The organism is Paenibacillus sp. VCA1, from assembly GCF_031583795.1.
Classification (GTDB): domain Bacteria; phylum Bacillota; class Bacilli; order Paenibacillales; family Paenibacillaceae; genus Paenibacillus_AQ; species Paenibacillus_AQ albilobatus.
This window is the reverse complement of record NZ_JAVLSX010000006.1, coordinates 411,651-436,256: the sequence shown is the minus strand read 5'-3', so window position 1 is coordinate 436,256 and position 24,606 is coordinate 411,651. Positions and strand designations below refer to the sequence as shown.

The window sequence follows — 24,606 nt, the reverse complement described above, 5'->3', positions numbered from 1 at the left end:
AAAATAATAACCCTGACGGATTACGGTCCGTCGGGGTTATTTTTCATTTGATTCAATTTTTCAAAAGGGCGGACCCGGTAAGGGCCTAAAATGGAAAGATTCATTAACATTTCGGCCATTTCCTCTTCGCTGTAAGGCATTTGATTTTCGACCCACCATATAATGAGTTCCAGGAAAGCCGATTCGACATATTTGATGACGACTTCCCTGCGCGCAGACAAGTTGGAATCGTCCGGTTCGGTCATATTGATGCCCGCGGAAATAAAGTTGTGAAGAACGTCCAGCAGACCTGCAGTAAACGCCGCAATCCGGTTTTGGACAAGCAAAGCTTGGTACTGGCGAAAATTTTGGCTGACATGCTTGAACATCCGGATGAAAATCGGGTGGGGTTTGCCGCTGTGAAAATCGAATTGCATCGGATCCTCGGTCGAACTGCGGATCGATTCGCTTAACTCGGCGAGCAGATCGGCAATGCATTGGTTCGCGAGATCCTGTTTATCGTTATAATGCAGATAAAACGTTGCCCGTTTGACGGTCGCCCGGTCGGCAATATCCTGCACGGTGACTTGTTCATAATTATGTTCCTCCAGAAGGTCGAACAGCGCGTTTTTGAGCAGCCTTTGCGTCCGTACGACCCTCGGGTCGAGTCGTTGCTGTTGTGCTGAAGCCATGCCTTCATTCCTCCAAAAATCCTGCTGAATAAAATGGACCCCATAAAGACGGCAAGTCCATTTTACGTTGTAATTCTATCCATCATATAACAGAAAGGAGAAGGATTCAATCGGGCAAAGGGCTGAAGATAAGCGGCACTGGCGCTAAAACTTGAAAATCTGGATCGTTTTCTGCAGCTGGAACACGGCTTGTCTCATCGCTTCGGTTTCCTCCACGACAGCTTCGATGGATTTCATCTGTTCGTTCATCGAAGCGGACACCTGCTCGGTTCCCGCCGAAGATTGCTCGGTAATGGCCGAAATGTTCTGGATCGCGGCGGAAATTTTCTGCGCGCTTTCGAGCATGACATCGCTTTCCCTGGAGAATGCGTTGATCTGCTCGTTTATGTATTGGACGCTTTCCACGATGTTCGTAAAAATTTGCTCCGCTTCGCGGATCATTTCATTTTGCATCCGTACGACTTCCTCGTTCACTTGAATGTTCTCGATCGCTTCGCGGATGCCTTGCTCGATGCTTCTGACGAGCCCGAACACTTCCTGGGTCGATGACGTGGATTCCTCGGCCAGCTTGCGGACCTCATGCGCAACGACGGCAAAACCGCGTCCATGCTCGCCGGCTCTGGCGGCTTCGATCGATGCGTTCAAGGATAGCAGATTCGTTTGCTCGGCCAATTCGGAGATGGTTTTGGTGATTTTATGAATGCCGTACGCGTTTTTGGAAAGCGCGTCGATCGTTTTGGCGACGTTTTCGGTCGCTTCGATGTTTTTGCGCATGCCTTCCGCCTGCTTTTCGACCGACTGGCGTCCTTTTTCCACGAAGCCGAACGTCAGGTCGGACTGCTTTTTCATCTCTTTGGTGGATTTGGCATAGTTGCCGACCTTCAATTCAATGTCCTGGATCGATTCGGTCATGCCGGCGACATCGGCCGATATTTCGTTTGCGCCGATCGCCAGCTCGTTGGAAGCCGATGCGACGGAGGCCATCACGTTTTTCAGCTCCTGGTTTTTGTCGGCGATGCCGCGGCTTGCATCGATGACCCGGCGGGTAATGCCGGATACTTCGTTCAAAATTTTCTTCAGCTTGTCGATCATGCTGTTGAACGAACGGCTGACATCCCCCATGGAGCCGGTTTCGTCGACGCGGTTCGTAAAGTCGCCTTTGGCGATCGCGGCCGTTACGTTGGCGATGTTTTCGAACGAGGAGGTAAGCGTTTTCTCCACATAACGGGCAAGGGGAAATGTAAGCGCAGCCAAAACGACGACGAATACGACCCCGATGATCAGCTTGCCGATCAGAATGAAGATGACGAGCGCCGGCAGGGCGAACAGAGCGGCGACCATGTAGCACCCGGCAATAACCCGCTGGGAAAGCGGCAGATTTTTTAACCACGACATAGGAAAATAGACCCCCTTAGTATGTACTAATTCTACCATATTATAGCACCGACCCGGTTCTATGGTCTATAAATGTTTACAAAATGAGCCAAAACCGATGATTATTTTGACATAATTCGATATTTTCGCAGCGAAGAGAGCAAAAAAACAAAGCTGCCGCAAGCGCGCCAGCTTTTTCCGCCATTTTCGTTTATGCGATCCAATAACGCCGCCGCCCGATTCGCGAGACGATGCCGCTTTCCTGCATCCAGTTTTGCTCAAGCGCCTCGGGGTTTACTTCCGAGCCCCCTGCCTCGTATTGGGACAGGTAAAGAAAATCGGGGGAAATCACTTGGTCGGTCAGATAGGCGGACACGGTGCTTCCCGGCTTCCGGTGTCTGTTAAGCTTCGCGATGATCGCCTGGGATGAAACGATCCCGATGCCATGGCCGTAATAAAGGTCCTCTTCAAGCTTGACGGTGTTTTCGCCTTGCCATTCGATTTGCCGCGGATTGACGTCCGGATTTTTGAAATACAGCACGTCGCCCGGAAACGACTGGGATACGCCCTGTTTTTCGATAAGGCGCAGATCGCTGTCGTAATGCCAATCGTACAGCAGCAGGTCCGCGAACATCCGATTAAAATCCCTTTCGTGAATACAATCCAGCAGGCCTTTGTACAGGACGATCACGATGGCCGTCGCACATTCGAACCCGTACCGCGGACCGTTGACGAAAATGTCCCGGATGCCCTCGGCCGGCGTGACGTCGGGTCTTAGCTCAAACCCTCCTTGACGGTTCAGATTCCAATACCGCTCGTTGCAATGGGAGTGCTCAAAGTCTTCGAACTGCACGCCGCTTCGCTTCAGCCCTTTGGCCGCTTCGACGATGGCCGTTCTGAGCCGCAGCTCAAACCGCAAATGACCAAGCGAAACGTAACGGAATACCGTAGCGCTGTTGCGCTTCGCATGAACGATTTTTTGCCATAACGGGGGCCAACTCCCGGTTTCCAGCACCGCTTCTTCGTTGCCGATTCGAATCACTGCCTTATCCCGCTCCTTTCGTTATCCTAAGTAGAGCATATGACGCATACAAGCCAGGAAATGTCAAATGAACAGATTTTTAGACGGAAAAACGCCGGATCTTCGGGTTCGTATTGCGATCCTACAGGTTCTCATATACACTTTTGGGAGAGTCATCGCATGGATTCTACGAAAATATCTGACATGGAAACAGAGGACTGGAGTAACCGAGATGAAGAAATTCAAAAAGTTTTACGTCGAGCTGACGAGCCGCTGCAATTTGGCCTGCACGTTTTGCCCGCCAACGCACCGAGCCACTCAATATATTACGCTTGAACAATTTCAGCATACGCTGGATGAAATCAAGCCGTATACGGATTATATTTATTTTCACGTCAAAGGGGAGCCGCTGCTTCATCCCCACATCGACCAGCTGCTCGATGCCGCCCACGAAAAAGGGTTCAAGGTGAACATCACGTCGAACGGAACGCTGCTGCATAAGGCGGGGCACAAGCTGATGAACAAACCGGCGCTGCGCCAGATCAACTTTTCGCTGCACAGCTTCGACGGGCATATCGGTTCCAAGGACAAAGACGCATACATCGCCAAAGTGCTGAATTTCGTGAAGGAAGCGACGGCAAGCTCGAACCTGATCGTGTCGCTTCGATTGTGGAACCTGGATATGGACAACGCCACGAACCTGGAGAAGCAGCGCAACCGCGAAATGCTGGAATATATCGAAAACGAATTTGGCTTGGATTATAAAATCGAGGAAAAGGTCGAGCCGGGCAAAGGCATCAAAATCGCCGACCGGATTTACATCAACATGGACCATGAGTTCGAATGGCCGGATTTGAACGCGGAAGAGGATTTTGGTCCGGGATTCTGCCACGGATTGCGGAACCAGGCGGGCGTGCTCGCGGACGGCACCGTCATCCCGTGCTGTTTGGACGGGGAAGGGGTCATCAATCTGGGCAATATCTACAAAACGCCTTTTAAAGACATCATCGAAGGCGAACGCGCAACGAACATCGTCGACGGCTTTTCCCGCCGCAAAGTGGTGGAGGAGCTTTGCCGGAAATGCGGGTACCGCAAGCGGTTTAACTATAAGGCGAATGGGTTTGCGGAGGAAGCTCTGTGAATTGTAAATAATGATGTATCATTCTGGAGTAAAAAGGGTGCTTGGATACGATTCCCGGTATCGGCCGAGAAATGCTGAGCAAATCTTGGCGGAAATCGGCACCGACCCGAAGAATTAATATCCATCTGTGTTCATGGGCAGGGATTTCTCCAGGTAACCATGAATGTGCCGGAAACGAAAGTCCGGCCGAACACGAAAAGGCAACAAAAAACGGCGTGATGCTCTTGTCGAGGCAACACAATCGGTCGTGAGAACCCGAACACGCACCTTTCCGCACCGTATCATCGGATTGCCGCTCGGAGCGGAGCCGATCGCGCGACGGTTGCCGTCGGTTATACCATTCTCACGACCCTTTATCATTTTTTCACTGCGGGAACAAGATAAGTTGAACTGGGAGCCGATTTTTCTGGAATGAATACGTAACCCGCCTTGTCAGACTCAAATCTCTCTCTAATACATGTTCTGATCCTGCAATCGAATCAGTACTTTGCCAAAACGTCCTTCCTCCCGAATGACGATTTTGCCGGACGGATAGGCTTGCTCTAGATAGTCGGCAATAATATTCCGATTCCGCTCGTCAACAGGCAGACGGTGATGGCCAAGCCAAGTCATTGCTTCCTTCAACGCCGCTTCTTTGGAGATTTCCGTCGTTTTCCCTTCGCGCGTGATCAACGATTCGTATGCATAATCTTTAAGATACAGCAGATGCAATAAATATCCCATTTCTGTAAGTTTCGATTGGTAGGGTTGACCGGTGACGAGCGGCCAAACCTCCTTCACCAGGCTGTGCTCCGTATGAAGTACCGGCATGCTGATATAACAGAACTTTCGAGCGCACTGGAGCACCTTCTCCACGCTCTCCCAATTGTGCACGACCGGACTCATCGAGACAAAGACGAGATCGAAGGCCTGGTTCCAGCCCTTGGCCGCTACGTCAATATCTTCAAACGGTACGGGTACGATCTTCACCTGATCTTCGGCGAAGTTCGAGATGTTTTCTTCCAGCAATTCGATCAGCGGCGGAGAAGTTTCTACAGCGGTTACGCGGGCCCCTCGCTCCGCGAACGGAACCGTGAACACGCCCGATGCGGCGCCAATATCCAAAATGGAGCTGTTTTCGAATTGAACGCCTTGTCCTTCAAGCCAGTTCATGATTCGTTTGGTTCGTTTTTTCCCCTCTTCGCTAAACGATTGTTCGTTGAAGGTCGCGGCCTTATGATCAAAAGATCGGGTAGGATCGATTCCATTCCTTTTCATCCTGTCGATTTTCAAATCGGACTCGTCTTTCCACGCTTTTTCCCATAGGGCTGCATTAAAAAAATCGTCCATGAGTATTCCCCACGCTTTCCTTATGGTTTATGAATTCCCCAAACTGATTCATCCAGCCGCCTGTTCTTGCTCCGACGACTTCCCTTTACGGATAAAGAGACCGAGCACGAGCGCAACGAGCGCGATGATGACGCCGAACCAGAATGCGTTGTTGATGCCGGCTGCAAGCCCTTTGGCGATTTCCGCCGGAGCCTGCGGATCGCTTGAATTGCTCAAATACTGCTTCTGCCCGCTCGACATAATACTGATGTACAGGGCAGTGCCGATTGCGCCGGACACCTGCTGCAATGTATTTAAGATCGCTGTCCCATGCGGGTGCAGATGGCTTGGCAACTGGTTAAGTCCAGCCGTCTGTGCAGGCATCATGACTAGCGCGATGCCAATCATCAGCGCAATGTGAACGGCCACGAGAAAGCCGGAGCTCGTCGTTTCGTCGAAGCGGGTAAATTGCCATAATGAGATGACGGAGATGGCCAATCCCGGGACGATCAGAACGCGCGGCCCAAACTTGTCAAACAGCTTGCCGGAGATCGGGGCCATGAACCCATTGATAATCCCGCCAGGAAGAAGGATCAAACCGGACTTGAATGCCGTTACCAGAAGTACGCCTTGCATAAACATCGGAAGCATGATGGCCGATGAGAAGAAGGTCATCATAAGCACAAGCAGCAGCACCGCGACAAGCGCAAAGGTCGGATATTGAAATGCGCGTAAATCCATGACAGGCTGCTTCAATATTAGCTGCCTCCAGATGAATAGCAACAGCGCCGCACCGCCCGCTACGATCGTCCAGATGACTTCCGGCTGCGACCAGCCGTGATCCCCGGCACTGCTGAACCCATAGACGATTCCGCCAAAGCCGATCGTCGACAATACTATGGATAAGAAGTCCACTCGCGGCTTCGTAACTTCCCACACATTTTTCAAAACAACGGCTCCTATAATAATGGAGAGCAGCGCAAACGGCAGGACAAGGTAAAACAGCCAGCGCCATGAAAGCCCGTCAACGATTAAACCCGATATAGTCGGACCGATCGCCGGTGCGAACATGACGACAAGCCCTAACATCCCCATTGCGCCTCCACGCTTTTCCGGCGGATAAATGGTCATGATGACGTTCATGACAAGCGGCAGTAGCATGCCGGTTCCGATCGCTTGGATAATCCGCCCGACAAGCAGCACCCCGAATTCCGGCGACAACGCCGAGGTGACCGTTCCCGCGAAGAACAGGCCCATCGCCGACAGAAATATTTGCCGTGTCGTGAACCATTGCTGCAGGATTGCAGTTACAGGTACAAGCACACCAACGACGAGCATGTAGGCGGTGGAAAGCCACTGGACCGTTGCCGCAGATACGCCAAACGATTTCATCAATTCGGGAAGGGCGTTGCCCATTAGCGTCTCATTCAAAGCGGCGACGAACATGCCGATAATCAGGGCAAACATGATCGGTCCGCGCTTAATATTCGTTATCGTGCTCATTTTTTCTCCTCCAGCTCCCTGTATTCAGCTCATTGTGGATGACCGCAATGGTTACATCCAAAAGTTGCTTTTCCATCCTTCAAACACCACCATGCACGACCTACAATATCCATAATTAAAGCGCAAGAAGCGTATCACTTCTTGTTTTCCCTATGGGTACAACGCTTGAAAGCTTCATCCAGTACCGACTGGATCGTGTGTTCCCGCAAATATTGGTACAGATGCTGTTCCGCGCCGTACATAACTTTCTCAACCAAGCATACTTTTTTTTCCGGATGTTTCAGTTCCTGCTGTGCAGCCCTCTCTTCCGCTAACAACCGATGCTGCCGCGAACTCGAATTGGAACATTCGAATAACTTCTGTCTTCCTTCAATCACTTAAATCACGTCAAGAAACGTAATCTGATCCGCCGGCCGTGCGAGCTCGTAACCACCGTTCACCCCTGGGACAGCACGCACGATTCCATCCTGCCTCAGCTTGGACATGATTTTGGATAAATAGCTTTCGGATACGCCGAGTGTCCCGGATAATTCCTTGATCCCGATGTTGTTGCAACGCTCCGAGTTTCCCAGATGAATTAAGGCGTGTAGGGCATAATCTGTACTTTTGGAGAACTGCAAGTTTCCCCCTCCCTTCACAGAATTATCATTAATATAGATCTTCGATATCCATAATAAATGATTCAACTCTAATTTGCAATGAAATTCTTGATCCGAAATTCGCTTCTATCGGCGGCTGCATCTCCTTAGGTTGAAAAAATGAAAAATAGTATGGGTTATCCATGAATTTTCCGCCATACAATCCATATTTGATCCGTAAAGTGATGTGTTTCAGCGGACACTAAGATAGAGGAGTAATTCCATAGTTCATTAGAATTTCAGTCTCCCCGAGTGTACTATAAGGGGCATGCACTTCACACGTAATTACAAATAAAAAACATGATTATGACAATCCCTGTCACTATTAGTGAGTATAGTTGAAATAAGCCGACCGATTGTTTTAATCAAGCAGTCGGGGGAAGTTACTCAAGAAAGGGATGAATCCATGATGTATGTACCGGTTGCGGATTTGATCGCGGAATGGAAAAAGGAAGCTGCATTAACCCAAAACATTTTGGACGCATTGACCGATGGATCCTTGCGGCAGCAAGTGTATCCTGAAGGCCGCACATTAGGAAGGATCGCGTGGCATTTTGTAACGAATGTCCCGGATTACCTGAATGAATTTGGTCTTGCGACCGAGCGGGTGCCTGATTCGGATGTAATACCCTCTGCAAAGGAAATCGCCGAGACTTTTAAAAAAATAAGCCGCGATGCGGCCAAAGCGATTGAAGAACAATGGACGGACGACGATTTGAAGATCATCCGAAATGCTTTTGGAAGACAGGAATCGAATGCGTCCATTTTCATGGGATTGATTAAGCATATCGTCCATCATCGAGGCCAGGTCACCGTGCTTATGCGGCAAGCAGGATTAAATATCCCTGCGGTATATGGCCCGTCCAAGGAAGGTTGGATGCAAATGGGGGTCAAACCGCCGGTTTAAAAGCAGCCAGAAAAAACCTTGGCTGTCGTGTTTTGTAGTTAGGATAAGACGAAGAATTTAACATAATCGGGTGGTTTAAGAGCCGCCTCCCAGAAAGCCCAATAGAACAGCGGCGTCAACACCGCCGGTTCATTGGGCTTTTTTGGGGCTGAAAGGATGGGGCACACGGTTTTTTCAGCCCCGGAATGTTCCTCATAGAATCATCGGTTTTATTAGGAACTGGGTTTCTTTTTCAGCCATTCCTCGAACTGATCCGGCGTTCTAACATGATCGTCCAGCACGGCGGTGTAAATATCGAAGCTTTTTACCTCGTTTCCGTATTCTTCACGGGAGGCCCACATATGTTTGATCGCCAGGATGGATTCCCGCAGCTCGGGGGTGAGCCGATCCGGCATCGTTTTGATATGCGCAAGATCGGGCTGCTTGTCCGGTTCATCCACGAACCACAAATCCAATTTCCAATCCTTCCCGCTTTGGGCCCGGTATTTTAACCCGATGTAAAAACCGTCAGGATAGTTGATATCCGTATTCCAGACACCGGTATCGTTCAGGAAGCGAAGCTCTCTGACGCCTTGCCTGATCATCAGTTTCGAAGCGATTTCTGCCACCTGATCCGCGTCGAGTTTAGGGCTTACGACGGTAATGTCCAGATCCCTCCATGCCATTAAACCGAGCGCTGCGCTGCCGACCCGGACAGGGTTTCCCGCCAAAGACAGCATGTCGTTCAAGCCCAGCTCTTCCGCTACCGCATTGGCTTCAGCTTGCAATTGATCCTGAAGCCTCAATAAATCATTTTCGTACACTTTTTTTCACGCTCCGTTTCATGAAGAAGAATAGACTGTATCAGTTAACATGTTATCCGAAATGCCACGGCGAATAAAGCGGCCGGACTTCAACAGCTTTATCCTATAATCCCTGTAATGAACTGCTTATCTATGCCGGTGCGCTTAACAATAACCGCTCCTTCCTATTCCCCATTGGCAGGCAGGTTAGCTGAATTATATTTACTTTCATGCTATGATTATGAATAAGTCAAGATTCAGAGGAGGGAAATCTATGCATTACATCACTGCATGTTTGAAGATTATTAGTGATAAGGACTTAAATGAAATAATGAAGGAGTTCAAAAAGCTTGAGGAAGAAACAAATAAAGAAGAAGGATGCATTAAATTCCATGCGTATCCTCTTGAGCCGTCTGAACGGAAAATAATGCTTTGGGAAATTTGGGGAAACGAAGAAGCTGTTAAAGTCCACTTTACCAAAACACACACGAAAAATGTTCAAAAACAAAATCTAACGGAAGTGGAATGGTTAATTAAAAGTAACGTGTAAAAAGGAGCAGCAATCTCGGAATGTAGAGGAAAATCAACTACATTTGCCCATGCAATTTTTCCCTATAATATAAAATGTATAATCTTTACGCCGAGCAATATCAATCGGGAAGCAATGGCTAAATTGCTCTTTTTTTAGGCTTTAGCCAGTTGAGCTCGCGAAGCGTGCGAAACAAAAATCCACCCGCTATGCGGGTGGAGGGAACAAGGGTTTGACCACCAAGACCATGCCGATAGAATTGAGATGTTCAGGCGGGGTTGAAAGGAATGGTCACAGATGGCAAACAAGAACTATAGTCTAGCTCACACAAAGTGGATGTGCAAATACACCATTGTAGTTATTCAACAAGTGTTGCGAAATATCGTTAGCCTAAACCTGTTAGAAGACAACATTATATGCGCATATGAAGACGTCTAAATGGCGGCTTTTTATATTTTAACGAGATATGGCCATGATGACTTACAAAGTGGATACATCAATCACAAATCGATAACGCACATCGCTGCGGAGGACCCGCTCATAGGCTTCGGTTACTTGATCGGCACCGATCACCTCGATTTTAGGGGCAATGCCGTGCTCCGCCGAGAAATCAAGCATCTCTTGAGTTTCCCGAATCCCGCCTACAAGTGACCCGGCTATGCTGCGACGACCCATAAGTAAGGAAAACACATTATATTGATCGGGTTTACCTGGAGCGCCGACATTGACAAGTGTACCGTCTACGCGAAGAAGCGATAAATACGCATCGACATCAAGATTCGCAGACACGGTGTTTAAGATGAGGTCAAAACGGCCGGCCAACGCTTTAAATGTTTCCGTATCGCTTGTTGCAAAGTAATGATCCGCTCCAAAGCTCAGGGCTTCGCTTTTTTTATCGATAGAGCGGCTCAAGACCGTAACCTCGGCGCCCAGGGCGTGCGCATATTGGATCGCCAGATGTCCGAGCCCTCCAACCCCCAAAATGGCAACCTTTTTACCGGGGCCGACATTCCAATGCTTCAAAGGGGAATAAGTAGTAATGCCTGCACAAAGCAGAGGGCTAGCCACATCCAGCTCCAGATTGTCCGGTACGCGAACCACGAATCTTTCCGTAACCACGATTTTTTGGCTGTATCCCCCGTATGTTGGGTTCCCATCGTAGTCCAATGAATTATAGGTCTGCACCACGCCTTTCGTGCAATACTGTTCCTCACCCTTGAGGCAATATTCGCACTCTCCGCAAGAGTCTACGAAGCAACCTACGCCAACGCGATCGCCAACTCCAAATTTTGTAACATCGGGGCCCACTGCACTCACGATTCCGGCGATTTCATGGCCGGGAACCATCGGGAATATTCCGTCACCCCATTCACCGTATACACTGTGGATATCGGAATGGCAAATCCCGCTAAACTTAATTTCGATTAAAACATCGTCCGACCGCAATTCCCTCCGCTCGATCATGGTCTTTTCGAAAGATGCTCCTGCGCTATAAGCACTTAGTACGCGTGTTTTACACATCATTTTATACTCCTTTGAAAAAGAAATTGGATTGCGATTACAGTATAGTTGTTAAAGTTAACTTTAAGTCAAGCGTATTTTTCTTTGACGATTTATGTATAATCATATTAGCGTTGAAAAGTACTTTGTTATTATTAAGCTTGAATTTTGTTCTCTATGATACAGCCAATAGCTTGGAGGAAGTTGTGATTGTATTGAATTATGTTAAAGTTTACTTTAATAAAAGTGAAGGAGTTCATCATCATGATAAGTATAAAAGAAGTGGCTGAGATGACAGGTGTATCGGCTCCGACCCTTCGGTACTATGAAAGCGAGGGTTTGCTTCCTTATGTAAAACGTGATGAAAATGGAAAACGTCGATATGATCATGAAGACGTGGAATGGGTGCATTTTATTACCGCACTTCGAGCAACAGGCATGCCGATTGTTCAGATCCAGAAATATGTGCGTTTGTTCAAAGAAGGCGACAACACCATGTCGGAGCGCAAAGCGATGATGCTCAATCATAAAAAAGAAATCGAGAAGAAAATAAAAGACCTTTACTATAATATGGATAAAATAAATTATAAGTTGGCATTATACGATGTTCTCGAAGCTCAAATGAATAATGCATCGATAAAAATATAACAAAAGCAACAGGAACCTACTTGCTGTCTATGCTTTGTCCTGTCTTCCGTCTTAGCGGGGGCAGCTGGGCGGAGCTCCTCTTATCATTGTGTTGAAAATATCCATTTTTCGCATCCCACAGCCCAAGCACCAAAAATACTCTTGACCCTGTACCTAAGTACAGAGGGTAAGATGAACTGTGAAGGGGGAACGGTGTATGGCGCATTTAACGATCGGGGAACTGGCGAACCAGGCTGGCGTCCATCTGGAAACGGTGAGATATTATGAACGGCGTGGATTAATCCCGGAGCCGCCGCGTACGAAAGCAGGGTATCGGATGTACAGCGAAGCAGACGTGGATCATATCCGTTGGATTCGGCAGGCCCAGGCGATTGGTTTCACGTTAGAGGAGATTCGCTATTTGCTCATGCTGCGCACCGGTGCAATATGGCCGGAAAAAGAGATGCGAGCCTACGCCCGAGACAAAATAACGGAAATCGAAAAAAAGATCAACCAGTTGGTGGAAATGAAATCGCTGCTGGAATCTGCGGTTAGCCAAACCAACGATTGCCTTGAGTCATGCCCCGTCCTCTGTTTTATAAACGAAGGAGGAGAATCCGATGAGCAAAAAAGTTGAAGTATACTCAGACGGAAGCGAACCTGGCAATGCCGTGGTGGAGCTGGTTCGAAAGCATGCATGCCCCAAATGCGAAATTGTCGTGCGCAATGTGGAGAAGGGGAACCTGTTGACCATGACTGTCTGGTTGGACGGCAAAAAAGTTGATCTCGATAAAGTGACGAATAAAAGAATTAAACCCCATAAAGCGGATGGGCTAGAAGTAAAGTTTTAACCCAAAAATAGCACATGCCAAACGAAACTTAACAGGAAATTGCCATCGATTTTAAGATAAAATGAGTAAAAGGCTAGAGGGTCGATTTAAGAGGAAAAGGAGCCTCACGAATTTCGTGACGCTCCTTTGTTATAAGTTATCAGTCTGCCAAAAGATACGTATTCAAAAAGTCGTTCCTAAACTTGCCCTCCGGATCGCAGCGCAGAAGAAGCTTCCGGAAATCAGGCAGCCGCTCGTAACGGGCCCGCACATCGGCCGGCGGCATGGTGAACAGCTTGGCCCAATGCGGACGGGCGGCAAAGTGGGAAAGGCTCTCTTCGATCAGCGGCAACACTTGCCGCACCGCTTGCCAGTCCGGCTTCCAGGTAAAATGGATCGCGACCGAATCCTGCTTGTAGCAGGGACTCATCCACAATTCGTCTTTTGCAATCATGCGCACTTCGGAAATATAGAGGAGAGGGGAAATATGCTCCCGCAACCGATCGATTGCGCATAAAGCTTCGTAGGCGAACGGCCGGGGCACGAAATACTCGCTTTGCAGCTCCTCTCCGGCGCTTGGGGTGAATTCCATCCTGAAATGGGGTAACCGCTCGAACCAAGGTCCGGGGACGCCCATTTGTTCGCTGCAGTTTTCCGCCGGAAAACCGGCTACGGGATGCACTCTCCCCGAGGCTCTGACCGCCCCGAAAAACTCGGGCCCCATTCCATCTGCGGTGCCGTCCGTTGCACGATGCTTCAGCCAGACTTGGTTGAAGGAGGATGCCTTCCAATCCGTGAACAGGCTGACGCTGTAAGCAGCGGAGGCGATTTCGCCGAAGTGTTCTTCCAGCTTCCCCAAAGGCAGATTTTCGTAAACGTACTGACTCATTTCAAATGCCGGTATGACATCAAGCGTGATTTTGGTGACGATTCCCAGGGCGCCCAAACCGACAGCGGCTGCATTCACCCCCACGTCCTGGTCCCGGGAGAATCGCATGACGGCTCCGTCCGCTCCGACGATCTCCATCGAATGGACCGCGGAGGACAGATTGGCGCTGCTCACGCCGGAGCCGTGCGTTGCGGTTGCGCATGCGCCGGCGACCGTAATATGCGGCAGCGATGCCAGATTGTGAAGCGCATAACCTTGTTCGTGCAGAAAGCGGCACAAATCCCCGTAGCGAATACCGCCTTCCACCGTTACCCGGTGATTTTCGCGGTCCAGCGCAATGACCCGGTTCAGTTTTTCCAGCGAAAGCTGGGCTTCCGGACTGTCCGCGATGCCGTTAAATGAATGCCGCGTGCCCAGCACCTTAATGCGGCGGCTTTTGGCCGCGAGTTCGCTCACTTGCTCCATGGTTTCAGGGACATAAAGTTTTGAAGCGCTGTATTCGTAATTGCCTGCCCAGTTCCGATTTCGATCCATTATGCTCGCTCCCCCTTGATTTCAATATCCATGACCCCATGATAGCAGGGGGCTTGACACGGACTCAACCCTATTTCATGCAATACAGCGGACAGCCGGTTTTCATACATCACAAAAGGCCGATTCACATGCCTGTGAAAGGGCCTTTTGATTGCTGCGCATCATTTTTTTAGTCGAGGGTTTTGCAAAAATCCAAGGAGCGACTTTCAATGAGCAATATAGAGCGAAACGGTTTAATTCGTCTATATATTGTACGCGGGAGCGGCCGGAATCGAATTTTGCAAAAACCTGAGATATAAGCGTCGCGGGTGTCCGTAACATTTTAAGCTCCGGAAATTCGCGGCATCGGCATCGGTTCCTTTCCAAGCTCAGCCCATGCATATTTAAGCAAAAGTTCGGTTTTCAGCGTTGCGTGCGCCGGGTCGTCCCATAAGTTATTCAGTTCACCGGGGTCTTCATGCAGATCGAAGATTTCTCCATAGATTTGATTGTAATAGACCGTAATTTTATAACGCTCATCGACGTAGGTCTTCTGATGAATGGTGGTCGGTTCATGCCTGAATTCGCAGATGGCGTGGTTGCGCGCCTGCGCGGCTTCGCCGAGCCATACCTTCTTCTGGTCGACGCCCGTCATGGCATAAGGAACGGGAAGATCGCACAGGGACAAGAAGGTTGGAGCCAAATCCACCAAAGATTGAATGGCGCCGCTGCGTTTGCCGGCGGGCACTCGTCCGGGATACCGGACGATAAACGGCAGTTTGATCAGGTCCTCGTAATGAAAACCGCCCTTGGCCTGCAAACCGTGCTGCCCGAAAAAATGGCCGTGATCCGTCGTAAAGACGACAATCGTGTTGTCGGCGATACCCAGTTCGTCCAGCTTATCGAGAATACGCCCGATGTACTTATCCATCATGCTGATCATGCCGTAATAGACGGCGACCAGCTTTTTCTTGTCAAAGTCCGTCAGCCGCGGCCTGCTGCCGTATTCATAATAATGATGCGACCGGTAACCGTGGATGCCGAACCCCGTTTCCTGCAGATCGGAAAAGTCGGGATGTTCTTCCTGCGTTTTTGCAAAATGCGGCGGATTGCGGTCGTGTTCGCCCGGCACCATTTCCGGAATCGTAAGCTCATCAGGGGTGTACATCGTATCCCACGGCTCGGGTACGAGGTATTCGGGATGCGGGTCGAAGAAGCTGGACCAGAGGAAAAAGCTCTCGTCATTTTGGTGATACTGCTCCAGCAAAGCGTTTGTCCTTTCGGCAATCCAGGTGTTGTAATGGTATTCTTCGGGAATCGGCCAACGATACGTTTGATCCCGGTCCATGGTACCGGTGGGCGGCAGGAAGTAGTCCCGCCAGTTATGGCAGCCTTTCTCCTCCATCCACAGCGCATAATGCTGCCCGATATGGGCTTCGTTCGTGTGATTCCGGGCCAGTTCCACATCGTCGAATCCGTAAAATCCATCCTTGTAATTTTTCCAAAATTCCAGATCCTGCAGGATGGGATAGGCTTCGAGCGATGGGAATTCCTCCGTGGAGGCCAGAGGCTGAAAATGGGCTTTGCCGATCAATCCGGTTCGATAGCCGGCCTGCTTGAAATCTTCGCCCACCGTATGCCGATCTTCCAGCAATTTGGTTCCAAGCGTCCACGCGCCGTGCTGGCTCGGGTACATCCCGGTAATGATCGAAGCCCGGCTTGGCGTACACGTCGGGTTGGGGCAATACGCCCGATCGAATGTCGTTCCTTCCCGGACGAGCCGGTTCAGATTCGGGGTGCGTATTTCCGGATTAAACGCGCCAATCGTGTTCCAATGCTGCTGGTCGCTGGTGATTAACAAAATGTTAGGTTTTTTCATCCGTCATCCTCCTTGACCAAATTATATTAAACGGGGTGCGCGAACGGAATGGCGTATTGTATGATATATTTATCATTTTGTCAGTTGACGAAAAAAAATAAAACGGAGGGTGCGGACGAATGCTGCAAGAATATGATCATGAATTTGCGGAATTTTTTTATTACACGCCGACCGAAAACGATAACCTCAGTCCCTTTTGGCTCGTGAGAGCGGGTCAAAACACGGCGAAGCCGGGATATCGGATCGGGCCGCGCAGGATTGAATGCTACAGTATTCATTTTGTCAGGGCGGGAAGCCTGATGGTTGAATATAAGGGGCAATCGCGCAGGCTTCAGACGGGGGATGCGTTTTGTCTGTATCCGAACCGGACTTATATTTATTACAAACCGGAAGACGAACCGTCCCTGCAGTTAACGTGGCTGGCCATGGATGGACCGGAGTTGGAAAAGATGCTGCATCTGGCCGGCTTTGACCCGGACGATCCTTGCTCCAGAGGCCGATGGACCCCGGCGCTCGAGCACGTGATCGGACGGCTTTTTGAGGAGTGGAGAAAAGGGAAGACGGATGGGATTGCCGCCTCCCTATGTTTGAAAGGGCTGATGTACCAAGTGTTATCCCTTTTAATCTCAAGCGCCGGATTGACGGATGCGCACCCAAGCCCGGCAGCGACCCCAAAAAGCAAAGCTTCCCTTTGGACCGAATATATCGAATGGCACGCGGCCGAGGGCATCACCGTTCAGCAGGTGGCCGAATATGCCGGACTGAACCGGACCTATTTTTCCACGCAGTTTACAAGGTCCGTGGGCATGACGCCGGCCGAATACATTGCCATGGTCAAAATGGACAAGGCCAAGCAAATGCTGCTCGGAACGTCGGCGGCCGTGACGGAGATCGCTTATTCCCTCGGCTATCCGACGCTGTTTGCTTTTACCCGGGCCTTCAAAAACTATTGTTCGATGTCCCCGTCGCAGTACCGGAAGCAAAATCAAGATTAATCGGCCTAAACAAGAACTATTTGCCTTTCAAGCTGGATGCGCCGGAAAACGGCGGCCGGCTTTTTCGGCATGGCTCCCGCATGGGGATTTTCGTTCCTATTCATTTGTCAATTTGTCAGGCTATCTCGACAAGTTTAATTTTGCCTTTATATAATATGTATACGTTTTCCTGGTTTGAAAATAGAGCCGAGCATTAGGCTGGTTGTCATTTTGTTGCGGAAAATACGAAAGCCTTCCACCTGTTCCATCCGGATCCATAAAAAAACAGAGAGCTCCGCCGCCGGTTTTGGGAAGCGTTTGCAAGCCGGATTGTTCGTCCATCGAAGGAATCAGGCAGGTTCAATACATCGTTTTGAGGAGAGATATGCTATGAAACTTACGACGCTTCGAAGGTGGTTTTGGCCGCAAACGAGTTTTCAGGGGAAAATATTCATGGCCTTCGGCCTGGTCACCTTTTTGTCCATCGTCTCCGTCACCGGCATCGTGTACGTCAATATGCGCGAAACCATCAAGGACAACGCGGTCACCTCGGTCTCGGACAGCATCCGGCAGGCGGATGAATCCCTCAACGTCATGCTGGAGGAGATCGACAGGCTGAACACCGTGGTCGTGACCAATAAAAGCACGGTGATCGATACGATTTTGAGCCCAAACGAGGAGCCTAGTTATGAATGGTTTCAGGAGCAGAAGCGGATTACGGAATTTCTGTCGGGTCTGACCAAGTATAAGCCCTATATTTCCCGGATGGCTGTCGTGGGTTTGAACGGGAAGGTGTTTTTCACCGGCGGTCCTTGGATGGACCGGAGCGTCCTGGGGACCCCGATGCTGAACTATATGCTGCTCAACGGATCGCGCCATGCGTACTTTAAGCCGGAAGGAACGGCGGATGCCATCACCGTCGGGCGCGAGATTCGCTATAACAGCGAAACCGTCGGTATTGTCATGGTCGATTTGGACTACGAATTTATAAAAAAAACCTATGGCGTAAAGCCGACCGCGGACAGCATGCTGTATGTACTGGATGAACAGAACGGGTATGTCTATCAATCGGAATCTTCACCATCCTCCTATGCGCCTCCTCTGGATACGATTGTCGAGATCAAACGGGACATTGCCGGCCATGACACAGTGGTTGAGCAAAAGATCAATGGAAGATCCTACATCGTCGTCAGCCGTCTTTCCGAGTATACAGGCTGGAGCACACTGGCACTGATTCCGCTGGACTCGCTGCTCAGCGAATCCACGCGAATCCGGAATTTGATGGCCGAGGTGTCGATCATCGTCTTTATCGTCATCCTGATCGCTTCGCATCAGGTTTCTTCCCGAAGCACTTTAAACATCCGCCGGCTGAAATCGATGATGATGCAGGTCAAGGACGGAAATTTGTCTTTTCCCAAAACGGAAATCAACTCCAAGGACGAAGTCGGCGAGTTGTATCGCGTTTTTATCAGCATGGTAGATGAATTGAAACGTCTCATGGAAGGCATCCGAACGAGCGAGAAAAAGAAACGCGAGGCCGAGCTCACCGCCCTGCAGGCGCAAATTCGCCCCCATTTTCTCTATAATTCGCTCAACACGATCAAGTATTTGGCCAAGCTGAACGGAGTGCCCAATATCGAAGAGGTGTCCGGTTCGCTCATCGAGCTGATGCGCGGCTTGCTGGGGAATTCCAACGAATTTCTGACGCTGCGCGAAGAACTGGACTATGTGTACAGTTATATTTCGATCGTGAAATACAAATATTTGGAGCCGATCGAGGTGCACACGCAAATTGAAGACGACGCTTTGCTGGAGTGCGGGGTGCTGAAACTGGTGCTGCAGCCTCTCGTCGAAAATGCGATCATACACGGCATCGGTCCTTCCGGGGAAGGGGGATATGTCCTGATTCGCGTTTATGTGGAGCATCATGATCTGCGGATCGAAGTTACGGACAACGGCCGGGGCATGACGCAGGAACAGATGGACGCCCTGCTGGGAGACATGGGTAAAGAGGACGCCCCGTCCCGCTTCAGCGGAATGGGGGTACGCAACGCGCACGAGCGGATCGTCCGGATGTTCGGCGAAACGTACGGTCTGAGCTTATACAGCGAGCCGGGATTGTATACGAAGGTAGAAATCCGCTTTCCGAAAATGCAACATGCAGAACAATCTGAACAAGAGGTGGTCTAACCATGTTTAAAGTGCTCCTGATCGACGATGAGCCGTTGATCGGCAATGTGATAAGGACGTTATTCAACTGGAAGGAGCATGGGTTCGAGTTCGTCGGCGAAGCATACAGCGGGACGGCGGCTTTGACGATGATCGAAGAGTCGCCGCCGCACATCGCGATCATCGACGTGAATATGCCGGAGATGAACGGCGTGGAACTTCACGGGATCATTCGCGAGCGGTATCCGGCCATCAAGACGATCATGCTCAGCAGCTACGACGACTACGATTACGTGCGCGAATGCTTGCGAAGCGGGGCCGTCGACTATTTGCTCAAGCACCGGCTGGATGAACCGCTGCTGCGAAACGTGTTGAACAAGGCCGTTCAGGACCTGCAGCAGGAGAGCAGGGCGCAGGAAGGCAGGCTGGCAAGCCGCAAAATGGAAGAATCGATGAAGCCGGTATTCATTAGAAGCTACATCGCCGACCTGGTAAGGGGGAAGGAGGATGCCGGAACGCTTGACGCGGCCTCCGGGATGGAAAATTTGTATCCTGACGCCGTCAGTTACACGGCAGCGGCGCTGCAGATCATTCCCTTCCTGCTGCTGACGGAGTCATTCAGCGATAGGCAGACGAACCGGCTGGTGCAGCAGGCGGTCGATGTGATGCAGCAAAGCCTTGGAGATATTCATGAACGGACTGCCGCTTATGTAGAGAACGGAAGGGTGGTTGTCGTGTTTGCGTTCAAGGACCGCAGCGAGCATACCGGCGCGAGCGAGGCACACCGCTGGATGGGGAAGGTTCAGCATGCGCTTGAGCTGATGCTGAACCTGAAATCCGCTTATGCTCTTGGGCATCCTTGCACAAGCCTGTCGCAGCTTGGAGCCAGCTACAGATCGGCCGAGAAGGCGCTCGATGCTTCTCCTGCCGGCGAGCCGGATGCCATGGCCGCAGATGCTGATCGGACGAACCCGTCCGCAGGGGGCAGAACGATCGCACCGCAGCTGCGTGTTGCCCTCACCATCGAAGAACAGAAGCAGCTGCTTCTTGCCATGGAAAGTTTGGACCAAGAGAGGCTTCGCCGCCTCATCGCCTCGGTGTGCGGTTCGGTCCGCCATCAGCCGCTCCATTCCCCTGCGGTGCAATTGATCGTCAGCGAGCTTCTGCACACCGGCGATAAAGCTATAAAAAAATCGATTCCCTCGTCTGCGCCCGAAGCCGCCCGGGATGGACTCCCGCCGCGCGGTGATTTGGGGCGGATCGGCAGCATGGCTGAACTGGAGCAATGGCTGCAGTCCTACTTCGCCGCCTTGCTGAACTTGCTCAAACAGCAGCGTACTGCAGGCAGCTATTCCCGGCATGTGTCGCAGGCGATCCATTTCATTTTGGAGCGGTATCAAGGTTATGTCACCCTGGAGATGGCGGCGGGCGCAATCGGGCTCAATCCTTCCTATTTAAGCCGATTATTCAAAGAGGAGACCGGGTACACCTTCTCCGAATATGTGAACCGGGTCCGAATCGATGCCGGGAAGAAGCTTCTGGAGAGCGGGCAATATTCGGTGAAACAAATCAGCAGCCAAGTAGGTTTTACGACGTACAACTATTTTTTCAAAGTATTCAAAGAATTTACAGGTATGACGCCGCATGCCTATTTGAGCAGCCTCCGGCCGGAGATCATGTGACAAAACCGTAAAAATTGTGGAGTAAATAGTCATATTATTAGAATTTGCGGTCATGACGGATGAACTATAATACTGACAGACACCACGGGAAACGCTTACAACAACGGTTCAGAACTACATAAAACGGAGGTCATTCATTCATGTCCAAACACTGGGGAAGAGGCGCGCTGAGCACAGCGCTCATCTCGGCATTATTACTTGCGGGATGCGGTTCCAATAGCGAAAAAGGAGCCGAATCCAAAAACGCGGAGGGTTCATCCGAAACAACGGTCAACGCATCCGGGTTTCCGCTGACCAAAGATCCTATTACTCTGAAGATGTTCACCCGGATTGCTCCCGCCAACGGCCCGTTCAAGGACATGCCTGTTTTCCAGGATTACGAGAAAATGAGCAACGTCCATGTCGAATTCACCGAAGCGCCGACGGACGGCTTTCAGGAAAAGAAAAATCTCCTGTTTGCGTCCAACGAGCTGCCTGACGCTTTTTACCGGTCGGGAATTACGCAGCTGGAAGCAACCCGCTACGGAACGGGCGGCCAATTGATTCCGTTGGAAGATTTGATCGACAAATATGCGCCCAACCTCAAGGGTCTGATGGAGAAATATCCGGAGATCCGCTCGGGCATCACGACGCCGGAGGGCCATATTTATGCGATCCCGGGCATTGTTACTCTCGACGCCGCCCGCACGGACAAAAAATGGATCAACCAGGCGTGGCTTAAGAAGCTGAACCTGGACGTGCCGGAGACGACAGACGACCTGTACAACGTATTGGTCGCCTTCCGCGACAAGGATCCGAACGGGAACGGCAAAAAAGACGAGCTGCCGATGACTGCGCGTCCGCCGGTGCCGGGTCAGGGGCTGCCGATCGTCAATATGATGAGCGGTTCGTTCGGCCTCGATCAACAGCTGGGTTATAACATCAATCTCGTCAACGACAAGGTCGAAATCTGGATGGGCAACGATCGGAACAAAGAGATGCTACAGTATCTGAACAAGCTTTATACTGAAAAGCTGCTCGATCCCGACATGTTCTCGCAGAAGGAAGCCGACTACCTTGCGAAGCAGTCTTCGGGCAACACCGGCTTATTCTTTGACCAGACGAACAACGTGTTCATGCCGATAAAGGATCAATATACGGGCATCGCGCCGTTCAAAGGTCCGCACGGCGATCAGATGCAAAGCCAGGGCGCGCCTGTCGCCCGGGACTTCGGAGCTTTTGCCATCACCTCCGCGAACAAGAACCCGGAAGTCACGATGCGCTGGATCGATTACTTCTACAGCGACGAAGGCTCGACGATGCTGCGTTTCGGCAGGGAAGGCGAGAACTACGAAATGAAAGACGGCATTCCTTATTATACGGAAGCTTTCCTCGCGACGGGCAACCAAGCCAAAATCACGCCGTATGCAGGCGGCGGAGCGCCGCATCTGATCAGCGATAAGGTTGCTTCCTTCATCAATCCTCCGCAGGTTCAGGAAGCGCAGGACAAGCTGACTCCGTTCATGCCGAAGGTTCGTTACGCATCGCCGATGTTCGATGAGAAAACGGCTCAGGAAGTCAACGTCCTGCGTAATGACATCGACAAATATTACGAAGAGCAGAGCGCGAAGTTCATCGCCGGAGCACTCAGCTTCGATAAGTGGGATGAATTCCAATCCACGCTTAAAAAGATGAAAATCGACAAGCTTCAGGAACTGTATCAGCAAGCCTACGACAAGATGGCAAAATAATGGACATCATACGATTTTCCGCATTCGTTAGGAGTAGATGCTTATGAAGAGCGCTCAAGTCCACGCAAATGCTGCGCCGTCCCGGAACATTCCGGGACGGCGGGGCCGTGTATGGAAGCAGATGGCAAAACGGTGGGACCTGTATCTTATGCTGCTGCTGCCCATCGCCTGGTATTTGATTTTTCATTACGGGCCGATGTACGGACTGCAAATTGCCTTTAAAAATTTTAATCCGGCCAAGGGGATCATCGGCAGCAGCTGGGTCGGTTTCGACCACATTCTACGCTTTTTTGATTCGTTTTATTTCTGGAGGCTGCTGTGGAACACGTTATCGATCAATCTGTTCTCGCTGCTCATCGCATTCCCTATTTCCATCTTGCTTGCACTGATCGTCAACGAAATTCGCAGCAAGACGTTCAGCAAAGTACTGCAAAACATTACATTTATTCCGCATTTTATTTCCGTCGTTGTCATCGTCGGCATTCTGAACGTTTTCCTCTCGCCTACCACGGGGCCGATCAATTCGCTGATCGAAGCTCTTGGCGGGTCGCCGATCCGTTTTCTGGAGGAAGCCGGTTGGTTCAAGACCATTTTCATCGGCTCGAACATATGGCAGAACATGGGCTGGCAATCCATCATCTATATCGCAGCACTCAGCGGGGTGAATCCGCAGCTGTATGAAGCGGCTAAGATAGACGGCGCTTCCAGACTGCGGCGCGTATGGCATATTTCCTTGCCGGGCATCGTGCCCGTTATCGTTATTATGCTCATTCTGGATATTGGACATTTCATGGACATCGGTTTCGAGAAAATCCTGCTCATGCAAAATAATTTGAATATCGAATCAAGCGACGTCATATCCACGTTCGTGTATACAACCGGTATTCTCAAAGGCGAATACAGCTATACGGCGGCAATCGGATTGTTTAATTCGGTTATCAATCTAATCCTGCTGCTGCTTGTCAACCGGTTCGCACGCAAAGTATCGGAAACCAGCTTATGGTAAAGGGGGAAAATGAGCATGTCTAATCAAGCTTCCATAAGCCGATCGTCGGAAAAGATATTCGATGCCGTTATATATACCATTGCTGCACTCATCATTTTGATTGTGTTATATCCGCTCATTTTCGTGGTCAGCGCTTCGTTCAGCGATCCGGCGAAAGTATTGAGCGGGGAAGTATGGCTGCTGCCTAAAAACATAACCTTGGATGCTTACACAAACATTCTGCATAACGGGAAAATATGGACCGGATACACCAACACGATCATATATACGGTGGTTGGTACGGCCGTCAATATCATCATGACCGTGTTAGCGGCGTATCCACTGTCAAGACCGGATCTTCCCGGCCGCAAGCTGCTCATGGTGATCATTACGCTTACGATGTTTTTCGGAGGAGGGCTTATTCCTACGTATCTGCTCGTCAAAAATTTGGGACTGCTCGATACGATGTGGGCTTTGATCATTCCCGGTGCGATCGCAACATATAATCTGATCGTGATGCGGACGTACTTTCAAACCAGCATACCATGGGAACTGCAGGAAGCCGCTCATATCGACGGCTGCTCCAACTGGCGGCTGCTGCTAAACATTATTTTGCCTTTGTCCAAGCCAATCCTGGCTGTTATGGTTTTGTTTTATGCCGTCGGACACTGGAACTCTTATTTTAATGCTTTGATCTACATGCGTAATGAAGCACGTTATCCGCTTCAACTGATTCTGAGAGAAATATTGTTGATCAGCCAAACCGACGCCATTGACGGTAACGTCGGACTGGAAAGTAAAGTATTGCTTGCCGAGAGTATCAAGTACGCGGTCATCATGATCTCCAGCCTGCCCATTTTGATCATGTATCCTTTTGTGCAGCGGCATTTCGTCAAAGGCGTCATGATCGGCTCCATCAAAGGGTAAAGACCTTGTCAGACACCTTGATCTACA

General features: G+C 50.3%; 21 protein-coding genes and 2 pseudogenes. 13 read left to right on the top strand and 10 right to left on the bottom strand.

The features are described 5' to 3' along the window. Positions 1 to 20 precede the first annotated feature (20 nt). The 3 genes from RJP21_RS16475 to RJP21_RS16465 all read right to left on the bottom strand — a co-directional run bounded on the left by RJP21_RS16475 (position 21) and on the right by RJP21_RS16465 (position 3,087). Positions 21 to 671 carry a TetR/AcrR family transcriptional regulator gene (locus tag RJP21_RS16475; RefSeq protein WP_310860225.1) on the bottom strand — a complete coding sequence of 217 codons (651 nt, stop codon included), beginning with the start codon at positions 669 to 671 and terminating at the stop codon, positions 21 to 23. A 144-nt stretch (positions 672 to 815) separates the two neighbouring features. After that, complete coding sequence (locus RJP21_RS16470; protein ID WP_310860224.1) at positions 816 to 2,066, bottom strand: methyl-accepting chemotaxis protein; 1,251 nt, start codon at positions 2,064 to 2,066, stop codon at positions 816 to 818. 190 nt (positions 2,067 to 2,256) lie between these two features. Next, positions 2,257 to 3,087, bottom strand: a complete 831-nt coding sequence (locus RJP21_RS16465; RefSeq protein WP_310860223.1) for a protein-glutamine gamma-glutamyltransferase — start codon at positions 3,085 to 3,087, stop codon at positions 2,257 to 2,259. A gap of 211 nt (positions 3,088 to 3,298) precedes the next feature. Between RJP21_RS16465 and RJP21_RS16460 the strand changes: the two genes are divergently transcribed. Together RJP21_RS16460 and RJP21_RS16455 are read left to right on the top strand one after the other, a co-directional pair. After that, the gene (locus tag RJP21_RS16460; RefSeq protein ID WP_310860222.1) at positions 3,299 to 4,207 is read left to right on the top strand and encodes a radical SAM/SPASM domain-containing protein; all 909 of its coding nucleotides are present in this window, start codon (positions 3,299 to 3,301) and stop codon (positions 4,205 to 4,207) included. A gap of 41 nt (positions 4,208 to 4,248) precedes the next feature. Next, positions 4,249 to 4,567 (top strand): annotated as a pseudogene (locus RJP21_RS16455) (transposase); the annotation flags it as partial. 90 nt (positions 4,568 to 4,657) lie between these two features. On the opposite strand, the gene RJP21_RS16450 reads toward RJP21_RS16455, so the two are convergent. The 3 genes and pseudogenes from RJP21_RS16450 to RJP21_RS16440 form a co-directional block, all read right to left on the bottom strand. Then, positions 4,658 to 5,536, bottom strand: a complete 879-nt coding sequence (locus RJP21_RS16450) for a class I SAM-dependent methyltransferase (protein WP_310860221.1) — start codon at positions 5,534 to 5,536, stop codon at positions 4,658 to 4,660. Between the two features lie 48 nt (positions 5,537 to 5,584). Next, on the bottom strand, positions 5,585 to 7,018 hold the full coding sequence (locus RJP21_RS16445) for an MDR family MFS transporter (protein WP_310860220.1): 1,434 nt from the start codon (positions 7,016 to 7,018) through the stop codon (positions 5,585 to 5,587). Positions 7,019 to 7,152: 134 nt separating this feature from the next. Beyond that, positions 7,153 to 7,638 (bottom strand): annotated as a pseudogene (locus RJP21_RS16440) (RrF2 family transcriptional regulator). A gap of 427 nt (positions 7,639 to 8,065) precedes the next feature. On the opposite strand from RJP21_RS16440, the gene RJP21_RS16435 reads away from it, so the two are divergent. After that, positions 8,066 to 8,563, top strand: a complete 498-nt coding sequence (locus RJP21_RS16435) for a DinB family protein (RefSeq protein ID WP_310860282.1) — start codon at positions 8,066 to 8,068, stop codon at positions 8,561 to 8,563. 212 nt (positions 8,564 to 8,775) lie between these two features. On the opposite strand, the gene RJP21_RS16430 is transcribed toward RJP21_RS16435, so the two are convergent. Next, positions 8,776 to 9,366, bottom strand: a complete 591-nt coding sequence (locus RJP21_RS16430) for a hypothetical protein (RefSeq protein WP_310860219.1) — start codon at positions 9,364 to 9,366, stop codon at positions 8,776 to 8,778. Between the two features lie 220 nt (positions 9,367 to 9,586). Here RJP21_RS16430 and RJP21_RS16425 point away from each other — a divergent pair, with 220 nt between their 5' ends. Further along, positions 9,587 to 9,895 (top strand): putative quinol monooxygenase, encoded by a 309-nt coding sequence (locus tag RJP21_RS16425; RefSeq protein WP_310860218.1) that lies wholly within the window; start codon positions 9,587 to 9,589, stop codon positions 9,893 to 9,895. A gap of 459 nt (positions 9,896 to 10,354) precedes the next feature. Here the strand turns inward: RJP21_RS16425 and RJP21_RS16420 are convergent, their stop codons facing one another. Next, complete coding sequence (locus tag RJP21_RS16420) at positions 10,355 to 11,395, bottom strand: NAD(P)-dependent alcohol dehydrogenase (RefSeq protein ID WP_310860281.1); 1,041 nt, start codon at positions 11,393 to 11,395, stop codon at positions 10,355 to 10,357. A gap of 243 nt (positions 11,396 to 11,638) precedes the next feature. Here RJP21_RS16420 and RJP21_RS16415 point away from each other — a divergent pair, with 243 nt between their 5' ends. The 3 genes from RJP21_RS16415 to RJP21_RS16405 all read left to right on the top strand — a co-directional run bounded on the left by RJP21_RS16415 (position 11,639) and on the right by RJP21_RS16405 (position 12,852). Then, positions 11,639 to 12,022 carry a MerR family transcriptional regulator gene (locus tag RJP21_RS16415; protein ID WP_310860217.1) on the top strand — a complete coding sequence of 128 codons (384 nt, stop codon included), beginning with the start codon at positions 11,639 to 11,641 and terminating at the stop codon, positions 12,020 to 12,022. Positions 12,023 to 12,218: 196 nt separating this feature from the next. After that, on the top strand, positions 12,219 to 12,638 hold the full coding sequence (locus RJP21_RS16410) for a MerR family transcriptional regulator (protein ID WP_310860216.1): 420 nt from the start codon (positions 12,219 to 12,221) through the stop codon (positions 12,636 to 12,638). Beyond that, positions 12,622 to 12,852, top strand: coding sequence for a hypothetical protein (locus RJP21_RS16405; protein ID WP_310860215.1), 231 nt, complete (start codon positions 12,622 to 12,624; stop codon positions 12,850 to 12,852). The genes RJP21_RS16410 and RJP21_RS16405 overlap by 17 nt, the downstream gene beginning before the upstream one ends. A gap of 139 nt (positions 12,853 to 12,991) precedes the next feature. Here the strand turns inward: RJP21_RS16405 and RJP21_RS16400 are convergent, their stop codons facing one another. After that, the gene (locus tag RJP21_RS16400) at positions 12,992 to 14,254 is read right to left on the bottom strand and encodes an FAD-binding protein (protein ID WP_310860214.1); all 1,263 of its coding nucleotides are present in this window, start codon (positions 14,252 to 14,254) and stop codon (positions 12,992 to 12,994) included. Between the two features lie 322 nt (positions 14,255 to 14,576). Further along, positions 14,577 to 16,112 (bottom strand): sulfatase family protein, encoded by a 1,536-nt coding sequence (locus tag RJP21_RS16395; protein ID WP_310860213.1) that lies wholly within the window; start codon positions 16,110 to 16,112, stop codon positions 14,577 to 14,579. A gap of 119 nt (positions 16,113 to 16,231) precedes the next feature. Between RJP21_RS16395 and RJP21_RS16390 the strand changes: the two genes are divergently transcribed. The 6 genes from RJP21_RS16390 (at position 16,232) to RJP21_RS16365 (ending at position 24,579) form a co-directional block, all read left to right on the top strand. Further along, positions 16,232 to 17,107, top strand: coding sequence for an AraC family transcriptional regulator (locus tag RJP21_RS16390; RefSeq protein WP_310860212.1), 876 nt, complete (start codon positions 16,232 to 16,234; stop codon positions 17,105 to 17,107). A 369-nt stretch (positions 17,108 to 17,476) separates the two neighbouring features. Beyond that, complete coding sequence (locus RJP21_RS16385) at positions 17,477 to 19,276, top strand: cache domain-containing sensor histidine kinase (protein ID WP_310860211.1); 1,800 nt, start codon at positions 17,477 to 17,479, stop codon at positions 19,274 to 19,276. A gap of 2 nt (positions 19,277 to 19,278) precedes the next feature. Continuing rightward, entirely contained in the window at positions 19,279 to 20,937 is a 1,659-nt protein-coding gene (locus RJP21_RS16380) for a response regulator (protein WP_310860210.1), read from the top strand. 140 nt (positions 20,938 to 21,077) lie between these two features. Further along, positions 21,078 to 22,667 carry a type 2 periplasmic-binding domain-containing protein gene (locus RJP21_RS16375; RefSeq protein ID WP_310860209.1) on the top strand — a complete coding sequence of 530 codons (1,590 nt, stop codon included), beginning with the start codon at positions 21,078 to 21,080 and terminating at the stop codon, positions 22,665 to 22,667. 43 nt (positions 22,668 to 22,710) lie between these two features. Beyond that, positions 22,711 to 23,673, top strand: a complete 963-nt coding sequence (locus tag RJP21_RS16370) for an ABC transporter permease (protein WP_310860208.1) — start codon at positions 22,711 to 22,713, stop codon at positions 23,671 to 23,673. 15 nt (positions 23,674 to 23,688) lie between these two features. Beyond that, positions 23,689 to 24,579 (top strand): carbohydrate ABC transporter permease, encoded by an 891-nt coding sequence (locus RJP21_RS16365; protein ID WP_310860207.1) that lies wholly within the window; start codon positions 23,689 to 23,691, stop codon positions 24,577 to 24,579. Positions 24,580 to 24,606: the final 27 nt, after the last annotated feature.

Coding starts and splice junctions, on each gene's coding strand:
- RJP21_RS16475 (WP_310860225.1), bottom strand. CDS start 671: ATGGCTTCAGCACAACAGCAACGACTCGACCCGAGGGTCGTACGGACG.
- RJP21_RS16470 (WP_310860224.1), bottom strand. CDS start 2,066: ATGTCGTGGTTAAAAAATCTGCCGCTTTCCCAGCGGGTTATTGCCGGG.
- RJP21_RS16460 (WP_310860222.1), top strand. CDS start 3,299: ATGAAGAAATTCAAAAAGTTTTACGTCGAGCTGACGAGCCGCTGCAAT.
- RJP21_RS16450 (WP_310860221.1), bottom strand. CDS start 5,536: ATGGACGATTTTTTTAATGCAGCCCTATGGGAAAAAGCGTGGAAAGAC.
- RJP21_RS16445 (WP_310860220.1), bottom strand. CDS start 7,018: ATGAGCACGATAACGAATATTAAGCGCGGACCGATCATGTTTGCCCTG.
- RJP21_RS16435 (WP_310860282.1), top strand. CDS start 8,066: ATGTATGTACCGGTTGCGGATTTGATCGCGGAATGGAAAAAGGAAGCT.
- RJP21_RS16425 (WP_310860218.1), top strand. CDS start 9,587: ATGAATAAGTCAAGATTCAGAGGAGGGAAATCTATGCATTACATCACT.
- RJP21_RS16420 (WP_310860281.1), bottom strand. CDS start 11,395: ATGTGTAAAACACGCGTACTAAGTGCTTATAGCGCAGGAGCATCTTTC.
- RJP21_RS16415 (WP_310860217.1), top strand. CDS start 11,639: ATGATAAGTATAAAAGAAGTGGCTGAGATGACAGGTGTATCGGCTCCG.
- RJP21_RS16410 (WP_310860216.1), top strand. CDS start 12,219: ATGGCGCATTTAACGATCGGGGAACTGGCGAACCAGGCTGGCGTCCAT.
- RJP21_RS16405 (WP_310860215.1), top strand. CDS start 12,622: ATGAGCAAAAAAGTTGAAGTATACTCAGACGGAAGCGAACCTGGCAAT.
- RJP21_RS16400 (WP_310860214.1), bottom strand. CDS start 14,254: ATGGATCGAAATCGGAACTGGGCAGGCAATTACGAATACAGCGCTTCA.
- RJP21_RS16395 (WP_310860213.1), bottom strand. CDS start 16,112: ATGAAAAAACCTAACATTTTGTTAATCACCAGCGACCAGCAGCATTGG.
- RJP21_RS16390 (WP_310860212.1), top strand. CDS start 16,232: ATGCTGCAAGAATATGATCATGAATTTGCGGAATTTTTTTATTACACG.
- RJP21_RS16385 (WP_310860211.1), top strand. CDS start 17,477: ATGAAACTTACGACGCTTCGAAGGTGGTTTTGGCCGCAAACGAGTTTT.
- RJP21_RS16380 (WP_310860210.1), top strand. CDS start 19,279: ATGTTTAAAGTGCTCCTGATCGACGATGAGCCGTTGATCGGCAATGTG.
- RJP21_RS16375 (WP_310860209.1), top strand. CDS start 21,078: ATGTCCAAACACTGGGGAAGAGGCGCGCTGAGCACAGCGCTCATCTCG.
- RJP21_RS16370 (WP_310860208.1), top strand. CDS start 22,711: ATGAAGAGCGCTCAAGTCCACGCAAATGCTGCGCCGTCCCGGAACATT.
- RJP21_RS16365 (WP_310860207.1), top strand. CDS start 23,689: ATGTCTAATCAAGCTTCCATAAGCCGATCGTCGGAAAAGATATTCGAT.